Here is a 16,564-nt window from a genome sequence, read left to right on the forward strand (position 1 = left end):
TGATAGTGACCATATGCTAATTCGGTCACTCGTTGTCAATTGGGACCCTCGATGCTACCTATCTGGGCATGACCACCGACCACGCGCTCCCAGACGCCGCCGCCGGCCATCGCGGGCCCGCGGACCACGCCATCCGCCAGCAGATCATCGACGCCGCCGACGCCCACTTCGGCCGCTTCGGCTATGGCAAGACCACAGTCGCCGACCTGGCCAAGGCCATCGGCTTCTCCAAGGCCTACATCTACAAGTTCTTCGACTCCAAGCAGGCCATCGGCGAGGCGATCTGCGCCCAATGCCTGGAGAAGATCCTGTCGGCCGCCCTGCTCAGCGCGGCCGACGCGCGTTCGGCGACCGAGAAATTCCGCAAATTCTTCAGCACCATAACCCTGAAGAGCACAGAACTCCTGTTCCAGGAGCGGCTGCTTTACGACCTGGCCGCCAATTCGGCGACCGAGCAGTGGCCGTCCGCGCTCGGCTATCTGGCACGGGTCGAGGAGACCCTGCGCGAGATCATCCTGCTGGGCCGCGAGACGGGCGAGTTCGAGCGCAAGACGCCGCTGGACGAGACCTGCTCGGCGATCATGCTGGCCATGCAGCCGTTCATGCATCCGCTGCTGCTGGAGTTCAATCTGGACGGCCTGCCGGAAGCCCAGACCCGCGTGATCAACCTGATCCTGCGCAGCCTCGCGCCGTAGTTTGAGAAACTCGACAGTGACTAATTGACAAATTGGTCACTGGACACGATGTGAAGGGTCACCGCTCACGGCAGGACCCTTTCGCATGTCGCATCGCCTGATCATCGCCGCCCTGGTCGGCGGCCTCGCCGCCCCGCTCGCCGCGTGCGGCGGCCACGAGGCCGCCGTCGATCCCAGGACCCAGCCGCCGATCGTGCGGATCGCCACCGCGTCACCGTCGATAGCGGGCGAGCGTCAGTTCACCGGCGTCGTCTCGGCGCGGGTCGAGGGCCAGCTGGGCTTCCGCGTCGGCGGCAAGATCGTCGAGCGCCTGGTCGACACGGGCCAGACCGTACGACGCGGCCAGCCGCTGATGCGCATCGATCCCACCGACTACGTCCTGGCCCAGGCCGCCCAGGAGCAGGCCGTCGCCGCCGCCAAGGCCCGCGCCGTCCAGACCCAGGCCGACGAAGCGCGCTATCGCGACCTCGTCTCAGCCGGCGCCGTGTCGGGCTCGACCTACGACCAGATCAAGGCCGCCGCCGATGCGGCCAAGGCCCAACTGCAGGCCGCCGAGGCCCAGGCCCGCGTCTCGCGCAACGCCGCCGGCTACGCCGTGTTGGTCGCCGACGCCGACGGCGTGGTGGTCGAGACCCTGGGCGAGCCCGGACAGGTGGTCGCCGCCGGCCAGACCGTCGTGCGCCTGGCCCATGCCGGACCGCGCGAGGCCACCATCGCCCTGCCCGAGACCCTGCGCCCCCAAGTCGGCTCCACCGCGACGGCCGCCGTCTTTGGCAGTGACGCCGCCAGTCCGGCGCGTCTACGCCAGATCTCCGACGCCGCTGACCCGCGCACCCGCACCTTCGAGGCGCGTTATGTTCTGGACGGCTCGCTCGCCTCAGCCCCGCTGGGCGCGACGGTAACGATCGCCCTGCCCTCGACTTCAGACGCTCCTGCCTCCGCCGGTCGCGCCGTGCCGCTGGGCGCCATCTATGACGCCGGCAAGGGTCCGGGCGTCTGGGTCGTGGATCCCAAGAACTCGACGGTCGCCTGGCGCGCCGTGCGTGTCACCGCCATCGGCGAGGAGACCGCCACCGTCTCGCAAGGCCTGGCCGCCGGCGAGCGCTTCGTGGCGCTGGGCGCGCACATGCTGCACCAGGGCCAGAAGGTCAGTGTCGGAGCGGGGCAATGAGCTTCAACCTCTCCGCCCTGGCGGTGCGCGAACGCGCCGTCACCCTGTTCATGATCGTCATCGTGATCCTCGCGGGGACCTTCGCCTTTTTCAAGCTAGGCCGCGCCGAGGACCCCAGCTTCACCATCAAGGTGATGACCGTGGTCACCGCCTGGCCGGGCGCCACCGCCCAGGAGATGCAGGACCAGGTCGCCGAACCGCTGGAAAAGCGGATGCAGGAGCTGAAATGGTACGACCGCACCGAGACCTTCACCCGTCCGGGCCTGGCCTTCACCACCGTCACTCTGAAGGATCAGATCCCGCCCAAGGAGGTGCAGGAGCAGTTCTACCAGGCCCGCAAGAAACTGACCGACGAGGCCCCTAACCTGCCGCAAGGCGTGCTGGGCCCATTCGTCAATGACGAGTATGGCGACGTGACCTTCGCCCTCTACGCCCTGAAGGCCAAGGGCGAGCCCCATCGCCTGCTGGTGCGCGAGGCCGAGACCCTGCGCCAGCGCCTGCTGCGCGTGCCGGGCGTCAAGAAGATCGAGATCATCGGCGAGCGCCCCGAACGCATCTTCGTCGAGTTCTCGCAGGAGCGCCTGTCGACCCTGGGCGTCAGCGCGCGCGACATCTTCGCCGCCTTGAACGACCGCAACCTGGTCACCCCGGCCGGCTCGATCGAGACCAAGGGGCCCCAGGTCCTGATGCGCCTGGACGGCGCCCTAGACGACCTGGAGACCATCAAGGCCACGCCGATCGTGGTCGGCGGCAAGACCCTGAAACTATCCGACATCGCCGACGTCAAGCGCGGCTACGAAGACCCCGCTACCTTCCTGATCCGCAACGACGGCGAGCCCGCCCTGGAGCTCGGCGTGGTGATGAAGGAGCGCTACAACGGCCTGCAGCTGGGCAAGGACCTTGAGAAGGAGGCCCAGGCCATCGCCGGCGAGCTGCCGCTGGGCCTGACCTTCACCAAGGTCACCGACCAGGCGGTCAACATCGCCGAGGCCTATGACGAGTTCATGCTGAAGTTCTTCGTGGCCCTGGCCGTGGTGATCGCTGTCAGCCTGCTCAGCCTGGGGTTCCGTGTCGGCATCGTCGTCGCCCTGGCCGTGCCGCTGACCCTGGCGGCGGTGTTCGTGATCATGCTGGCCACCGGCCGCGACTTCGACCGCATCACCCTGGGCGCTCTGATCCTGTCGTTGGGCCTCTTGGTCGACGACGCCATCATCATCATCGAGACCATCGTGGTGAAGATGGAGGAAGGCCGCGACCGCATCTTCGCGGCGACCTACGCCTGGGGCCACACGGCCGCGCCGATGCTGGCCGGCACCCTGGTGACGATCATCGGCCTGATGCCGGTGGGCTTCGCCAAGTCCAGCGCCGGCGAATATGCCGGTAACATCTTCTGGGTCGTGGCCTTCGCCCTGATCACCTCGTGGTTCGTGGCGGTGATCTTCACGCCCTATCTGGGCGTGCGGCTGCTGCCGGCGATCAAGCCGGTGGCCGGCGGCCATGCGGCCATCTACGACACCCCGCGCTATCGCCAGCTGCGCAAGCTGATCTCGTGGACGGTGGTCAACCGCCTGAAGGTGGTGCTGGGCGTCGTGGCGGCGCTGGTCGTGGCCTTCCTGATGATGGGCATGGTCAAGCAGCAGTTCTTCCCGATCTCGGACCGTCCCGAGGTGCTGATCGAGGTGCAGACGCCCGAGGGCTCCAGCATCGAGACCACCAGCGAGGCGACCGCCAAGGTCGAGGCCTGGCTGCGCAAGCAGCCGGAAGCCAAGATCGTCACCGCCTATATCGGCCAGGGCGCGCCGCGCTTCTTCCTGGCCATGTCGCCGGAACTGCCCGATCCGTCCTTCGCCAAGATCGTGGTGCTGACGCCCAACGAGAAGGCGCGTGACGCTCTGAAGTGGCGGGTCCGGCAGTTCGCCCAGCAGGGCACGGTCGCCGGCGCGCGCATCCGCGCCACCCAGATCGTGTTCGGTCCGCCCTCGCCCTGGCCTGTGGCCTTCCGCGTCATGGGTCCGGACCAGGCCAAGGTGCGCGAGATCGCCGAGCAGGTTCGCGGCGTCATGCAGGCCAACAAGGGCATGCGCCAGGTCAATACCGATTGGGGCGAGAAGGTCCCTGCCGTGCACTTCGTGCTCGACCAGGACCGCTTGCGGGCCATGGGCCTGTCCAGCCACGACGCTTCGCAGCAGCTGCAGTTCCTGCTGACCGGCGCGCCCGTCACTCAGGTGCGCGAGGACATCCGCTCGGTCGAGGTCATTGCCCGCACCAAGGGCGCTGACCGCCTGGATCCAGCCCGCCTGGGCGCCTTCACCCTGGTGGGTTCGGAGGGCCAGCGCGTGCCGCTGGACCAGATCGGCAAGGCCGAGATCCGCATGGAGGATCCCATCCTGCGCCGCCGCGACCGCCTGCCCACCATCACCGTGCGCGGCGATGTCGGTGAGCAGTTCCAGCCGCCCGCCGTCTCGGCCGAGGTGATGAAGGCCCTGGCGCCGATCACCAAGGCTCTGCCCGCCGGCTACCGGATCGAGATGGGCGCCGACATCGAGGAAGCCGGCAAGGCCAATGCGGCCCTGGCGGCGGTCTTCCCGCTGATGTTCCTGCTGATGATGATCGTGATCATCTTCCAGGTGCGGTCGCTGTCGGCGATGTGGATGGTGCTGCTGACCGCGCCGCTGGCCCTGGTCGGTGTGGTGCCGACGCTGCTGATCTTCCACCAGCCGTTCGGCTTCAACGCCATCCTGGGCCTGATCGGCCTGGCGGGGATCATCATGCGCAACGGGCTGATCCTGATCGGCCAGATCCACACCAACGAGCACGACGGCCTGGACCCGTTCCACGCGGTCGTCGAGGCCACGGTGCAGCGCGCCCGCCCGGTCATCCTGACCGCCCTGGCCGCCGTGCTGGCCTTCATCCCGCTGACCTTCTCGGTGTTCTGGTCCTCGCTGGCCTACACCCTGATCGGCGGCACGATCGGCGGCACGGTCCTGACGCTGGTGTTCCTGCCGGCGCTGTACGCCCTGTGGTTCAAGATCCACGCGGGCAGCCGGACAGATGCGTCGACGCCCCCGGCCCTGGACGCCGTTCCAGCCTAGGGGTCAGCGTCCCCGGCGCCAGCCCGCGCCGGGGACGCGATCTTTTCGAGCGCGCACCATGGACGGGTCAGGCCAGGTCGAGCGCTTTGGTGAGGTCGCCCGGCGGGACGCCGCCCGCGGCGGCCATGGCCCGATCGCGCTCGACGATCCCCGGAAGGGGATCCAGGCCGAAGCGGCGGTTCAGGAAACGCTGGATCGATCCGGTGTCGTAGATCGTATGGTCGACATGCCCCTTGCGCGCATGGGGCGAGATGACCAGCGCCGGCACACGGGTGCCTGGCCCCCAGCGGTCCCCCTTGGGCGGAGCGACATGGTCCCACCAGCCGCCATTTTCGTCGAAGGTGACGACGATCAGCATCCGTTCCCACTGCGGCCCGCTGATCAAGGCGTCGACGACCCTGGCGATGTGGCGGTCGCCGGCGTCGACGTCCGAATAGCCGGCGTGCATGTTGAGATCACCCTGGGGCTTGTAGAAGCTGACCGGCGGCAGGCGGCCGGCCAGGGCGTCGGCGATGAAGTGGTTGGCGCGGCCGCTGTCGCCCAGGCCGCCGTCACGCAGACGCTCGCGCTGGGCCTTGCCGGGCCCGAAGGCGCTGAAGAAGTTGAACGGCTGATGGTGGGTCTGGAAGTTGGGCCGGGCCGGGAACAGCGCCTCGTCATCCCCCGCGCCGGACAGCGCCAGGCCCCAGGCGCCGGCGTACCAGGCCCAGTCCACGCCCTTGGCTGTAAGCCGGTCTCCGATGGTGGCGTGATCCTGCGGCGGCAGGGTCATGGGCTGTCCGGGATCGGCCAGGGCGGGGTCGGTCTTGTGCCGGCTGGCGCTGGGCGCGAACGGCGGCTGCATGGTGTTGACCGCCCAGAAGTCGGGGCTGAGCGCGCTGGGCCCGAACCGGGGTCGGCCGTCCAGCACGCTGGCGGGACTATCGACCAGGGGCTTTAGGCGCGCGCCCCTGGGATCATCGCCTTCGACGGCGGCGATCAGACCCTTGGCCGGGCTCTGGTCGGCGTTCGGATAGAAGGGCGGCCGGGCGGCGATTAGATACTGGTGGTTCAGGAACGAGCCCCCGAATGCGCCCATGAAGAAGTTGTCCAGCAGCGTGAAGCGCTGGGCCAGGCTCCACAGACGCAGGTTCACGGCGCTGTCGCCATAGCGCCCCATGACCAGCGCGCCGCTGTCGCCCCACGCCACGAAGCGATCGTTGGCGCCGCCGTTGATCTGCATCTGGTTCTGATAGAAGGCGTGCACCAGGTCGCGGGTCACCACACCGTGCGGCAACGGATCGCCAGCGGGCGTCGCCAGGCGGAACGGCGCGTTCGGGAACTCCGGCAGATCGGCCTCGCCGATCCTGTAGCGGGCATGCTCGACGATCTGCTCGTGCGGGACCATGCCGCCCCAGACCGGCGGCAGCTTGGCCAGGACCGTGCCGTCACGGTCGCGCTGAGCGACACGATCGACGGGCTCCTTGGCCAGGGGGCGCTGCAGGCCCGGGAAGTCGGCGAACAGATTGTTGAAGCTGCGGTTCTCGGCATAGATCACCACCACGGTGTCGATCCGATCGGCCAAGCGCTTGTCCAGGCTGGCTTGGCCCAGGTGGAATGGCTTGGCCTCGGCGCGTTCAGCCGCCAGCCCCGCGCCCGCAACCGCAAGGGCGCCGATCAAGCCCCGCCGCGACGGCCCGGCGACCTCCGGCGCACGCGCCTCATCCTTCAGAGCGGCATCGACAGGTTTCTTCATCACGCATTCCGGTACCGAGGGATGCGCGGGCACTCGCCGGCGCATGGACTTCAGGGCCGTCGCCTACACGGTCGTTGTGACGTTGTTGTTGCCCTGGTCCGAAGAGGCCGGCAGGCGAACGGCCGGCCCTTTTGGGGCCGGCCTCCTGTCCCCGCCGGGAATGACGATCAGCGGCGGCGTCAGAACTTGGCGCTCAGCACCAGACGGACATCGCGCCCGGGCATCACGACCGCGTCCTTGTTCAGCGCCGTAGCGTTACGGATCGTCTCGTCCGCCAGGTTGTGGCCAACCAGCATCAGCTCAAGACCCGGCTTGGCCTTGAACGGCTTCCATTTCACCTGAGCGTCAACCGAGGTGTAGCCGTCCACCGCCATGTCGGCGACACCGACATGGTTCTGGGCGCCGACCTGCAGCACCAGGAAGCTGGCGTCGACCACGCCATTGTCCCAGTCGAGGCCGCCGCCAAAGCGGCCCGGCTGGATGCGCGGCACGTTGCCGGCCCCGCCGCTGAACTTGGCGCGGACATAGTCGCCCAGCACCTGACCCGACAGCTTGCCGCCGCCGACATCGGCCAGCGGGAAGAAGGCCTTGGCCTCCACGCCCCAGAACTTGGCGTCCTGCTGGCCGTAATTGAGTTCCTTCAGCTCGCCGTCGCCATCGACCGCGCACGTACCGTCCTCATCGCACATGCGTCCGGTCAGCCCGCCGTAGATGTAGTTGTCGAAGCGCGCGGTCCAGGCCGAGGCCTCGATCCGGCCACCGCCGGTGATCTTGTAGCGGGCGGTGGCTTCCAGCGAGTTGGCGCGCTCGATCTTCAGATCGGGATCGCCGGTCTCGTAGGTCGCCGGCCCGTCGTGCGGCCCGATGGCGAAGAGCTCGGTCTGGGCCGGGGCGCGCGCCGCCGAGGCGGCCGTCAGGCCCAGGCGCAGGGCGTCCGTCGCCTGATAGGTGAAACCGGCCGAGACGCTGACCGGCGTGAAGCTCTTGCGGGTCTGGACGCCCGAGGCGGGCGTGCCGTCGATGCGAACATGCTCGACCCGCGCGGCGCCCTGGAACTGCAGCGGCCCGATCGGGGCTTCCACGAAGGCGAAGCCCGCGGTGCTGACGGTGTGGGTCGGCAGCAGGTAGTCAGCGCCCTCGCCCAAAGCGCTGAACTTGCGGTCCTGGAACTGCACGCCCAGGGCCGAGGCCGACAGGAAACCGGTCTGGCCGAACAAGGCCTCGGCGCGGCCATCCCATTCCTTGTTGTTGAAGGTCGACAGGACTTCGTTGGTCTCTGGGTCGATCTCGCTGTGGGTATAGTCGGCATAGCCGGCGTCGACATTGAGCCGCTGCAACACGCCGTCGCCGAACTTGAACGAGCCGCCGAACGCGCCCTTGTCCTGCTTCATGCGGATGAAGGTGTCGTCCGACGGGATACCGTAGCGGGCGGAGTAGTGCGTGCCGCTCGCGCCGACGCGGCTGTCGTCGCCGAAGAAGTAGGACGCGCCGCCCGAATAGCCGTTGCCGCGGAACCAGGAGTTGGGCTGCTCGCCATCGGGCGTGTCATAGTCGCTGGTGCGGCGGCCGAAGCCGTCCAGGTGGAGGGCCACATTGCCCTGCCCCGCGTCGAGGCTGACCGTGCCCTCCCCCGTCTTGGCGCTGGAGCCGTAGGCCGCCGTGGCCTCGCCCTCGACGCCATCGATCGGCTTCAGCGGGATGCGGTTGTTGATGATGTTGACCACGCCGCCGATCGCCTGACTGCCATAGCGCAGGGTGGCCGCGCCACGCACGACCTCGATGTCCTGGGCGGCCAACGGATCGATCGGCACGCCGTGGTCGGGGCCGACGTCCGAGACGTCCGAGCTGGAGAGACCGTTCTCGGCCAGCTTGACGCGCTGGGCGTCCATGCCGCGGATCACTGGACGGCTGGCGCCCGCGGCGAAGCCCGTGCCGGCCACGCCGGGCACATTGCGCAGGGCGTCGGCGATGCTGGCGCCCCCGTTGCTGAGCACCTGATCGCGACTGACCTGCTCGACGATGGTGGCGAAACGGTCCGGATCGCCCTGCAGCGGCGAGGCCGTGATGATCACTTCAGAGACCGAATGGCCCAGATCTTGGGCCCCGGCCTGCCCGGCGCAAGCCATCAGAACACCGGCGCCGGACGCCGTCAGCAACATCGAACGCAGTCGCATTGACCATCTCCAAAAATCACACAACGGCTCTTTATGTTATATCGTAACGCCATCCAAGCAGTTCTTTTGCGGGATACGAGGAGGCTCAACCGATGTCGCTGGATCACGACACCCAATGCGCAGCGATTGAGCAGTTGCAGCGCCGCATATGGGCGGCGGTCGTTGCGCGATATCGCGAACGACAGACATCAGGCCTGACCCAGAAGCACATCGCCGATCAGCTCGGGATCGCCCCGCCACAGATCTCTGTCTGGCTCAATGACCCGACCGCCATGACGATCAAGGCGGCGGCTCGGCTCATGCTGGCCATGGGCGCCGAGTTGGAATTGTCCGCGCTTGAAGCCACCCTGACCGCGTCACCGTCGGCCTAGACTTCCAGCACAGGACTAGTAGCCCTCATGACAACGCCCTCGGGTTCTCCCGAGGGCGTGATCGACCATCATCTCCGAACGCACTAGCGCGGCGCGCGGGCATACACCGTCCGGCTACGGCCGCGCAGGAGCAGCCCAAGCAACAGCCCCACGCCGGCGGCGACGCCTAGCGCCTGCAATGGGCGCCCAACGACATAGTTCTCCACCGTATCGAGCTGCGCATGAAGCTCACCCCGCACGCCGCCCACGATCTCGTCGACAGCTTCAAAAAGGCTGCTCTTGGCCTCGCCAAACGCGTGCTGCGCCGCGCCGGCTGCCTCATTGATCTTGCCCTTGCCTTGAAGGGCGGCGTCGCCCGTCAGACCGCCGACGGCGTCCTGCATCCGACCCAGTCCCTGCTTGGCAATGCCCACCACTTGATCGTCCATTTTCTGCTCCTGCGGCGCTAAGCCCCGCGCCATCACGACGCCCTTTCCAAACCCGCGCCAAAAGCGCCGGTTCCGGACAAGACGCCGAGCCTCCCAGCCGTCGCGACGTCGTGGGCGGCCTGCAACGCGCGCCAACCCGCAAACCCCAGCAGACTCACCGCAACGAGCCCCACCAAGACCAGACCCAGAGGCCAGTCGGCCCAAGCCGCCAGCGCCTTGGCCCCTCGCGCCCTGGGCCTGACATCGGCGGCGGCCACGCTACAGCCAGGCAAGCTCAACGGGGCCGCGGCCGTGGGCGTCCCAGATACGGACCTCAGCGTGGGGGAACTTGGACGGTCGCGGTGGGTTTCTGCGAGACGTTGTACCCGTTTACCCCCGAGGAGCTTTCCATGCCCGATCAAATCCTGGCCGGCCGCAAGGTCGCCGTGCTCGCCACCGACGGCTTCGAGCAGTCGGAGCTGGAAAAGCCCGTCGAGGCGTTGAAGGCCGCCGGCGCCCAGGTCGAGGTCGTCTCCCCCACTGCCGGCGAGATCCAAGGCTGGTCTCACCACGAGAAGGGCGACACCGTCGCGGTCGACCGCGATCTGGCCGCGGCCAATCCCGCCGACTACGACTCCATCGTCCTGCCGGGCGGGGTCATGAATCCTGACGCCCTGCGCCTGGAACCCAAGGCCATCGACTTCATCAAACACTTCGTGATGACCAAGAAGCCGATCGCCGCGATCTGCCACGGCCCGTGGACCTTGATCAACGCCGGCGCCGTCGAGGGCAAGGAGATGACCTCCTGGCCGTCGCTCGAGGCTGATCTCAAGAACGCCGGCGCCAACTGGGTCGATCGCGAGGTCGTGGTCGACGACGGCCTGGTCACCTCGCGCAAGCCCGACGATCTGCCGGCTTTCTGCGCCAAGATGGTCGAGGAGTTCGCCGAAGGCCGTCACTAGCGCCCTGCCCGTCCATGACCGGCGCGACGCAGAAGCGCGACCTCAGAACCGGCCGATCGCTGTGGACCGACAGCCCAGGCCTCGGCGTACCGGCGCGCGCCCTCTCCACGGCGATCAGCGTCGATGTCGCCATCGTCGGCGCCGGGATCAGCGGGGCCTTCATGGCCTACGAGCTCTCCAAGGACCACACGGTCGCCGTCCTGGACCGTCGCCCGCCCTTGCGCGGCTCGACCCTGGCCTCGACCGCCCTGCTGCAGTGGGAGATCGATCTTCCCCTGACCGTGCTGACCGAGCAGATTGGAGCCGCCAGGGCGCACCGTGCCTATCTGCGATCCAGGAAGGCCGTGGACGATCTCATCCGGATCGTGCGCGAGGCGCGGATCCCATGCGGCCTCAGGCCCAAGTCCTCACTCTACCTGGCGGGCGACGCCTACGGCCATCGCGCGCTGGAGACGGAAGCCAGAGCTCGCGCGGCGATCGGCCTGGACAGCCAGTATCTCGGCCGGGCCGAACTGCAGGGCCGCTTCGGCATCGACAGGACCGGCGCCATCGTCTCGACCGGTTCGGCCAGTGGTGATCCGGCCCGGCTGGCGGCCGGGCTCCTGCGGCGCGCTCATGCGCGCGGCGCCAGGATCTGGTCTCCCGTCGAGGTGACCCAGGCCGTGAGTGATCCCGATGGTGTGAGCCTGCTCACCGACACCGGGCATGCGGTGCGGGCCAAGTCGGTCGTCTTCTGTTGCGGCTACGAATTTCCCAAGGACGTGCCGACGCCGGGCGCGAGCATCATCTCAACCTGGGCGCTGGCCTCCAAACCCAGGCCACGCCATCCGGCCTGGCTTCGTGACATGCTGGTCTGGGAAGCGTCCGACCCGTACCTCTATCTCCGCATGGCCGGCGACGGCCGGATCATCGTCGGCGGCGAAGATGAGCCCAGCCCTGGCGCTCACGAAGATACTCAGAAACTCAAGCGCAAGTGCGCGACCTTGACCGCCAAGCTCGAGAGCCTGCTGCCCGACGTCGATCTGGAGGTCGACTACAGCTGGGCCGGAGCTTTCGGCTCCAGCACGACTGGCCTGCCGTCCATCACTCCCGTCGAAGGCATCGACCACACCTGGGCGGTCATGGGGTTCGGCGGCAACGGGATCACCTATTCGGTCATCGCCTCGCAGATCGTTTCCACCGAGATCAGGGGCAAGCTTGATCAGGATGCTGACCTTTATCGAGCCTGACACACGCCAAGTCGAAACGTCCACGACTCCTGATCGCAAGCGGCGCATTTAGGGAACGCCGGTCTCCCCAAAAGAGAGACCTTGCATCCGCTTCACGGCCTCTCAAGGCGCCTAGGTGGAAAGCCGTGGTCGAGCCTCGGCCACCGCCAGCGGCGCCCACTCCCCCGCAAGCTGTCGTCGAAGGTCGAAGACCCTGACCCTCGCTCGGCCGGGATAGGCGGCGGCCAGTCGTCGGGCTTCGCGCTCGGCCTGACCGCCAGTGTCGAAGAACAACACCTCGCCGGTGTCACAGAGCTTCACCGACCAGCCGCCGTCGAAGGGCGACACTTCGAAGACGCAACTCATCGCCGCCCCCTACTCGGCCGCATAGACCAGAGGGTGGGCATGAGCCCAGAGATGGGCGCGATAGGTCTCGAAGCACTGCTCCCCGCAGATCAGGCGCATGACGGCGCCCTCGGCGATGAACTTGGCGCGAGACGGATCCTCCGACACCAGCGGAACCAGAGCCTCGGCGTTCCAGGCCTTGGAGTGCTCGATGTCGAGCTGGGCGTGTAGGGCGAAGTACTTGCGGGCGTCGGGCGAGACACCGTTGCGCTTGAGACCCGCATCAACGCAAGCCACCCGCGTGGGCGCCGTCAGTTCGACCACGCCCAAGGCGCCGATCGACTGCCAGACATAGCGCCGCGTCGTGGCGAAGGCGGTCATGGTGTTGGCGAGGCACAGGGACTGCCACAGCGTCGTGTCGATGGTCGGCGCGAGACCCAATGTCGCCGTCGTGCGCGACAGCATCGGCCCATGCATGCCCTTGGCGCTGCCGCGGCCCATCTCGTCCCAGTAGTTGCGGGCCAGCTCCAGCTTGGCGCGATCGGGGACCTTGACCTGGGTCATGGCGACGAGATCGTCGAAGCCGGCCTCGCCGGCCGCCTCCTGGGTCAGGAACCACTTCAGGTCCTCCAGCGACGCTTCGCCCTCCAGCCAGTCGAACAACGGATCCCACTGCCCGGGGCCGTGGTCCTTCAGCGCCTCGAACCAGGCGATGAAGCCGTCGGCATCGGTGGGGACATCCTCGACCAGCGGCGCCACAAGGCTACGGAAGGCTTCGATGAAGGCGCCCTCGATGCGGCGCATGCGCAGCTCGCGGTCAAGGCCGTCCCGCCAGCCTTCGGTCGGCGCACTCGGCGCGAGGCGGTCGTGGTTCCAATGGGCCAGGCCTTTGTGCAGGGCCTCGGCGTCAGGAAATTGCGGGCTAAACGCGCCCAGGCGCGAAAGACGTTCGCCACCAAACACGGCATGCTCTCCAGGTTGTCGAAAGAAAGGGCCGCTCCAAAGAAGCGGCCCTGGTTTCTCAGCGCTGAGCGCCGGCCTCGTCGGTCTGATCCGGACGCAGGTCGCCATTGCCGCCGCTGGCCGAGTTCAGGCCATTCTGGTCCGTGCCTTCGACGCCTTCGTTCTGGCGGCGCTCGCCGTCGTTCTGCTGGTTTTGCTGACCCTGCTGCACTTGCTGACGGTCGTCCTGCTGCTGGGGCATGCGGTCTTGGTTGCGGTTCTCTTCCATGGTCATCGTCCCTTGTTTTGGCCTCGCCAGAAGGGTCGAGGCGGGAGAACAAACGACGACCTCCAAAGGACGTTCCTAAGTCGAACACTCGACAAAAACGACCCTTAAGTCACTGGATAACAAGGGGAACCAACGACTTTCGATCGAGTTGGCGGAACAACTCGCGACGCCGCCCTTTTCTTGGGGAGGAGTATGTTCATGGCAAACGAAGCGTTCGACAAACCCAGTGAGGTCCAGGCTGTTGACGGCGAAGTCACGGTGATCGGTCCGGGTCGAACAGGACTGTCCTTCACCAGCAAAGCGGCGCGCGAGACCGCCGAACGGCTGCGCAGCGCCGCGGAGGACGCCGAGAGCGCTGTCCCCACCAAATCCGACTAGGGTTTTGTGCGCTCCAGGATCGCGCCGATGCGTCGGGCCAGCTGGTCGATGGCGAAAGGCTTGGTGATGATCTCCATGCCCTCGTCCAGGAAGGCCGACTGTTCGCTGGCCTGCTCGGCATAGCCGGTCATGAAGAGGATCGGCAGGGCCGGCCGGCTCTCGCGGGCGATTTCGGCCAGCTGGCGGCCGTTCAAGCCCGGCAATCCGACGTCGCTGATCATAAGGTCGATGGATCGCGCCGACTGTAGAATCGGGTTCGCATCCCGTCCCCCCTCGGTCTCGATGGCGCGATAGCCGAGCTCTTCGAGAACCTGGACGACCAGTAGACGAACGGCGGGATCGTCCTCGACCACCAGCACGGTCTCGCCCGCGCCGGCATGCGCGGCGACTTCGTGCGTGTCGTTGGCTTCATCCGCCTCACCCAGGTGACGCGGCAGGAACAGGCGGATGGTCGTGCCGGCGCCCTCGCGGCTCTCAATCTCGATGTGGCCTCGCGATTGCTGCACGAAGCCGTAGATCATCGACAGGCCAAGACCGGTCCCCTGCCCCAGCGGCTTGGTGGTGAAGAACGGGTCGAACACCTTGCCCAGGACGTCCGGCGTCATGCCCAAGCCAGTGTCGGAGACACTGATCTCCACATAGTCGCCCGGTTCGGCGCGATCGCTCTTGGCCAGGCGAGCTGCCGAGAGCTGGACGTTGCGCGCCGCGATCGTCAGGCGCCCCCCGCGCGGCATGGCGTCCCGGGCGTTGATGGCCAGGTTCAGGATGGCGCTTTCCAGCTGGTTGTCGTCGGCCAGGGCCGTCCAGACATCGTCGGCGACCTCGCTCTCCAGGCGCACCTGTTCACCCAGGGTCCGTCGCAGCAGGTCCTCCATCGAGGCGACCAAGTCGCGGACATCAAGCGGACGGCTGTCCAGGGACTGCCGCCGGGAGAACGCCAGCAGGCGATGGGTCAGGGCCGCGGCGCGCTGCCCCGACTGCATGGCCGCGTCCAGGAAGCGCTCGGCGTCGGCCATGCGCCCTTCGCCGATCCGGCGACGGACCATGTCGATACCGCCCAGGATGCCGGTCAGCATGTTGTTGAAGTCGTGCGCCAAGCCGCCGGTCAGTTGACCGACCGCCTCCATCTTCTGACTCTGGCGCAGTTGGTCCTCCAGCGCCTTGCGCTGGGTCACGTCGCGCCCGACGGCATAGATGAACCCGCCCTCGGGCACGGCCGTCCAGTTGATCCAGCGGTATTCGCCGTCCTTGGCCAGCACACGGCAATCGAAGTCGGCGACCATGTCGCCGGCGCGCAAACCGGCCGTCTGCTGTTGGGCGTGCAGTTTGTCGTCTGGATGGACCAGCCCGCCCATCGGCAGACCGACCAGATCGGCCGCGTCATAGCCCAGCAGGTCCTTCCAAGCCGGATTGATGGCGCGATAAACGCCATCGCGGTCGGAAATGCTGAGCAAATCGCGCGACAGGTTCCAGACCCGGTCGCGCTCCTGCTGCGTGACTTCGGCGCGCTCCTCCAGCGCGGCGGCCAGGGCGCGCAGCCGCGCTTCGGAATGTTTCGTGGCGGTGATGTCGTAGATGACGCCGATGAAGCTGATGCCGCCGGTGGGCGCCAGCTGGTGTTCACCGCGACAGGCCAGCCAGCGCTCTAAACCGTCATCGGCGCGCTGGACGCGGAATTCGTGGAAGGCCGCGCCGATGGGCGCATCGCCAAGCGCCGAGATCAGCGGCGGGTCATCGGGGTGGACCAGCGCATTGATCGTGCGCACCGGCAGGCTGGCGGCCGGATGCAAGCCCAGGAGTCGGCAGAACTCCTCGGAGACGTCCACCGTGCCAAAACCGCTCAGATACTGGAACGTGCCGACGCCGCCCGCCGACTGAGCGATGCGCAGGCGCTCCTCGACCCGTTTCTGATCGGTGATGTCGGCCAGCACGCCCGAGAACCGCACGGGCTGTTCGTCCGCATCCAGGAAAGTGCGGCCGCGCGCCGAGACCCAACGAACGTCGCCGTCCACGACCACACGATAGTCTCGCGCGAACACCTCGGCGCCGTTCAAAGCGCCGGCGACGGCGATCTTCAGCCGGAGGCGATCGGCGGCATAGACCGTGTCGAAGAAGGCCGAGGTCGGCAGACCTTGCTCCGCCTCCACGGGGTCAAGCCCGTACAGAGTCGCAAAGCGGGGGTCCGCGATCACGCGCCCGCGGGCGATGTCCCACTCCCAGGCGCCGGCCGCCCCAGCCACGGCTTGAGCAATACGCAGCCGCTCCTTGGCCTCGAGCAGGCGCTGGCGGGTCGCACGCAGATCGCGCCCCAGGTCCTCGTCGCGGTAGTCCGCGCTGACGTCCATCTGGGTGGCGATGCGGAACGCCGGCGCGCCGGATGCATCCCGCACCGTCGTGATGTTCAACCGGTTCCAGAAGGTCGCGCCGTCGCGTCGAGCATTGAGCAGATCGGCGCTGGCTGTTCCCGTGGTCGCCAAGGCCTTGGCGATCTTGGCCACCGTCTCCGGATCGGTGTCGTCGCTCTGCAGGAAGCGGCAGTTTCGCCCGACCGCTTCGGCGGCCTCATAGCCAGTTAGCCCCTCGAAAGCGGCATTGACGAAAACGATGGGGTCGTCGGCCTGGCGTGGATCGGTCACCGAAATCGCCATGCCCGAACCGACCAGAGCATCGAACAACGGTCCGGCCAGGGCGCGCAAGGCGTCCAGGTCCGCGGCCGCCCCCCGATTGTCTCGGCGGATCGCTGGATCGACGGTGTCTGTCATGACGCCATCACAACGCCAAGCTGGGCAATAGGT

Annotated in this window: 15 protein-coding genes; 7 read left to right on the plus strand and 8 right to left on the minus strand. The window is 67.5% G+C overall.

What is annotated here, in order from left to right; genetic code table 11:
* Positions 1-68 precede the first annotated feature (68 nt).
* From J7528_RS08910 to J7528_RS08920, 3 genes are all read left to right on the plus strand, one after another.
* Positions 69-695, plus strand: a complete 627-nt coding sequence (locus tag J7528_RS08910) for a TetR/AcrR family transcriptional regulator (protein WP_291873035.1) — start codon at positions 69-71, stop codon at positions 693-695.
* Between the two features lie 85 nt (positions 696-780).
* On the plus strand, positions 781-1,866 hold the full coding sequence (locus J7528_RS08915) for an efflux RND transporter periplasmic adaptor subunit (RefSeq protein WP_291873037.1): 1,086 nt from the start codon (positions 781-783) through the stop codon (positions 1,864-1,866).
* On the plus strand, positions 1,863-4,958 hold the full coding sequence (locus J7528_RS08920; protein WP_291873039.1) for an efflux RND transporter permease subunit: 3,096 nt from the start codon (positions 1,863-1,865) through the stop codon (positions 4,956-4,958). The genes J7528_RS08915 and J7528_RS08920 overlap by 4 nt, the downstream gene beginning before the upstream one ends.
* 67 nt (positions 4,959-5,025) lie before the next feature.
* Here the strand turns inward: J7528_RS08920 and acpA are convergent, their stop codons facing one another.
* Together acpA and J7528_RS08930 are read right to left on the minus strand one after the other, a co-directional pair.
* A complete protein-coding gene (acpA, locus tag J7528_RS08925; RefSeq protein ID WP_291873041.1) occupies positions 5,026-6,693 on the minus strand; it encodes an acid phosphatase in 1,668 nt (555 codons plus the stop codon).
* A gap of 179 nt (positions 6,694-6,872) precedes the next feature.
* Entirely contained in the window at positions 6,873-8,867 is a 1,995-nt protein-coding gene (locus J7528_RS08930; RefSeq protein ID WP_291873043.1) for a TonB-dependent receptor, read from the minus strand.
* 92 nt (positions 8,868-8,959) lie between these two features.
* On the opposite strand from J7528_RS08930, the gene J7528_RS08935 reads away from it, so the two are divergent.
* Positions 8,960-9,238 carry a helix-turn-helix transcriptional regulator gene (locus J7528_RS08935; protein WP_291873045.1) on the plus strand — a complete coding sequence of 93 codons (279 nt, stop codon included), beginning with the start codon at positions 8,960-8,962 and terminating at the stop codon, positions 9,236-9,238.
* 83 nt (positions 9,239-9,321) lie between these two features.
* Here J7528_RS08935 and J7528_RS08940 read toward each other — a convergent pair whose 3' ends face one another.
* Both J7528_RS08940 and J7528_RS08945 read right to left on the minus strand, forming a co-directional pair.
* Entirely contained in the window at positions 9,322-9,666 is a 345-nt protein-coding gene (locus J7528_RS08940) for a CsbD family protein (RefSeq protein ID WP_291873048.1), read from the minus strand.
* 32 nt (positions 9,667-9,698) lie between these two features.
* A complete protein-coding gene (locus J7528_RS08945; protein ID WP_291873051.1) occupies positions 9,699-9,923 on the minus strand; it encodes a DUF1206 domain-containing protein in 225 nt (74 codons plus the stop codon).
* Positions 9,924-10,055: 132 nt separating this feature from the next.
* Between J7528_RS08945 and J7528_RS08950 the strand changes: the two genes are divergently transcribed.
* Positions 10,056-10,607 (plus strand): type 1 glutamine amidotransferase domain-containing protein, encoded by a 552-nt coding sequence (locus J7528_RS08950; protein ID WP_291873054.1) that lies wholly within the window; start codon positions 10,056-10,058, stop codon positions 10,605-10,607.
* Positions 10,608-10,621: 14 nt separating this feature from the next.
* Positions 10,622-11,836: an FAD-binding oxidoreductase gene (locus J7528_RS08955; RefSeq protein ID WP_291873056.1), complete on the plus strand. Its 1,215-nt coding sequence runs from the start codon at positions 10,622-10,624 to the stop codon at positions 11,834-11,836.
* A gap of 111 nt (positions 11,837-11,947) precedes the next feature.
* Here the strand turns inward: J7528_RS08955 and J7528_RS08960 are convergent, their stop codons facing one another.
* The 3 genes from J7528_RS08960 to J7528_RS08970 are packed head-to-tail and all read right to left on the minus strand — an operon-like array spanning position 11,948 to position 13,397.
* A complete protein-coding gene (locus J7528_RS08960) occupies positions 11,948-12,181 on the minus strand; it encodes a hypothetical protein (protein ID WP_291873058.1) in 234 nt (77 codons plus the stop codon).
* Positions 12,182-12,190: 9 nt separating this feature from the next.
* Positions 12,191-13,123, minus strand: a complete 933-nt coding sequence (locus J7528_RS08965) for an iron-containing redox enzyme family protein (protein ID WP_291873061.1) — start codon at positions 13,121-13,123, stop codon at positions 12,191-12,193.
* Positions 13,124-13,181: 58 nt separating this feature from the next.
* Positions 13,182-13,397, minus strand: coding sequence for a hypothetical protein (locus J7528_RS08970; protein WP_291873064.1), 216 nt, complete (start codon positions 13,395-13,397; stop codon positions 13,182-13,184).
* A 192-nt stretch (positions 13,398-13,589) separates the two neighbouring features.
* On the opposite strand from J7528_RS08970, the gene J7528_RS08975 reads away from it, so the two are divergent.
* Positions 13,590-13,769, plus strand: a complete 180-nt coding sequence (locus tag J7528_RS08975; protein ID WP_291873066.1) for a hypothetical protein — start codon at positions 13,590-13,592, stop codon at positions 13,767-13,769.
* On the opposite strand, the gene J7528_RS08980 is transcribed toward J7528_RS08975, so the two are convergent.
* Positions 13,766-16,531: a PAS domain-containing protein gene (locus J7528_RS08980; RefSeq protein ID WP_291873068.1), complete on the minus strand. Its 2,766-nt coding sequence runs from the start codon at positions 16,529-16,531 to the stop codon at positions 13,766-13,768. The two genes, J7528_RS08975 and J7528_RS08980, sit on opposite strands and share 4 nt — an antisense overlap.
* Between the last annotated feature and the right edge of the window lie 33 nt (positions 16,532-16,564).

This window comes from Caulobacter sp., from assembly GCF_017744445.1.
In the GTDB taxonomy this organism is placed as follows: domain Bacteria; phylum Pseudomonadota; class Alphaproteobacteria; order Caulobacterales; family Caulobacteraceae; genus Caulobacter.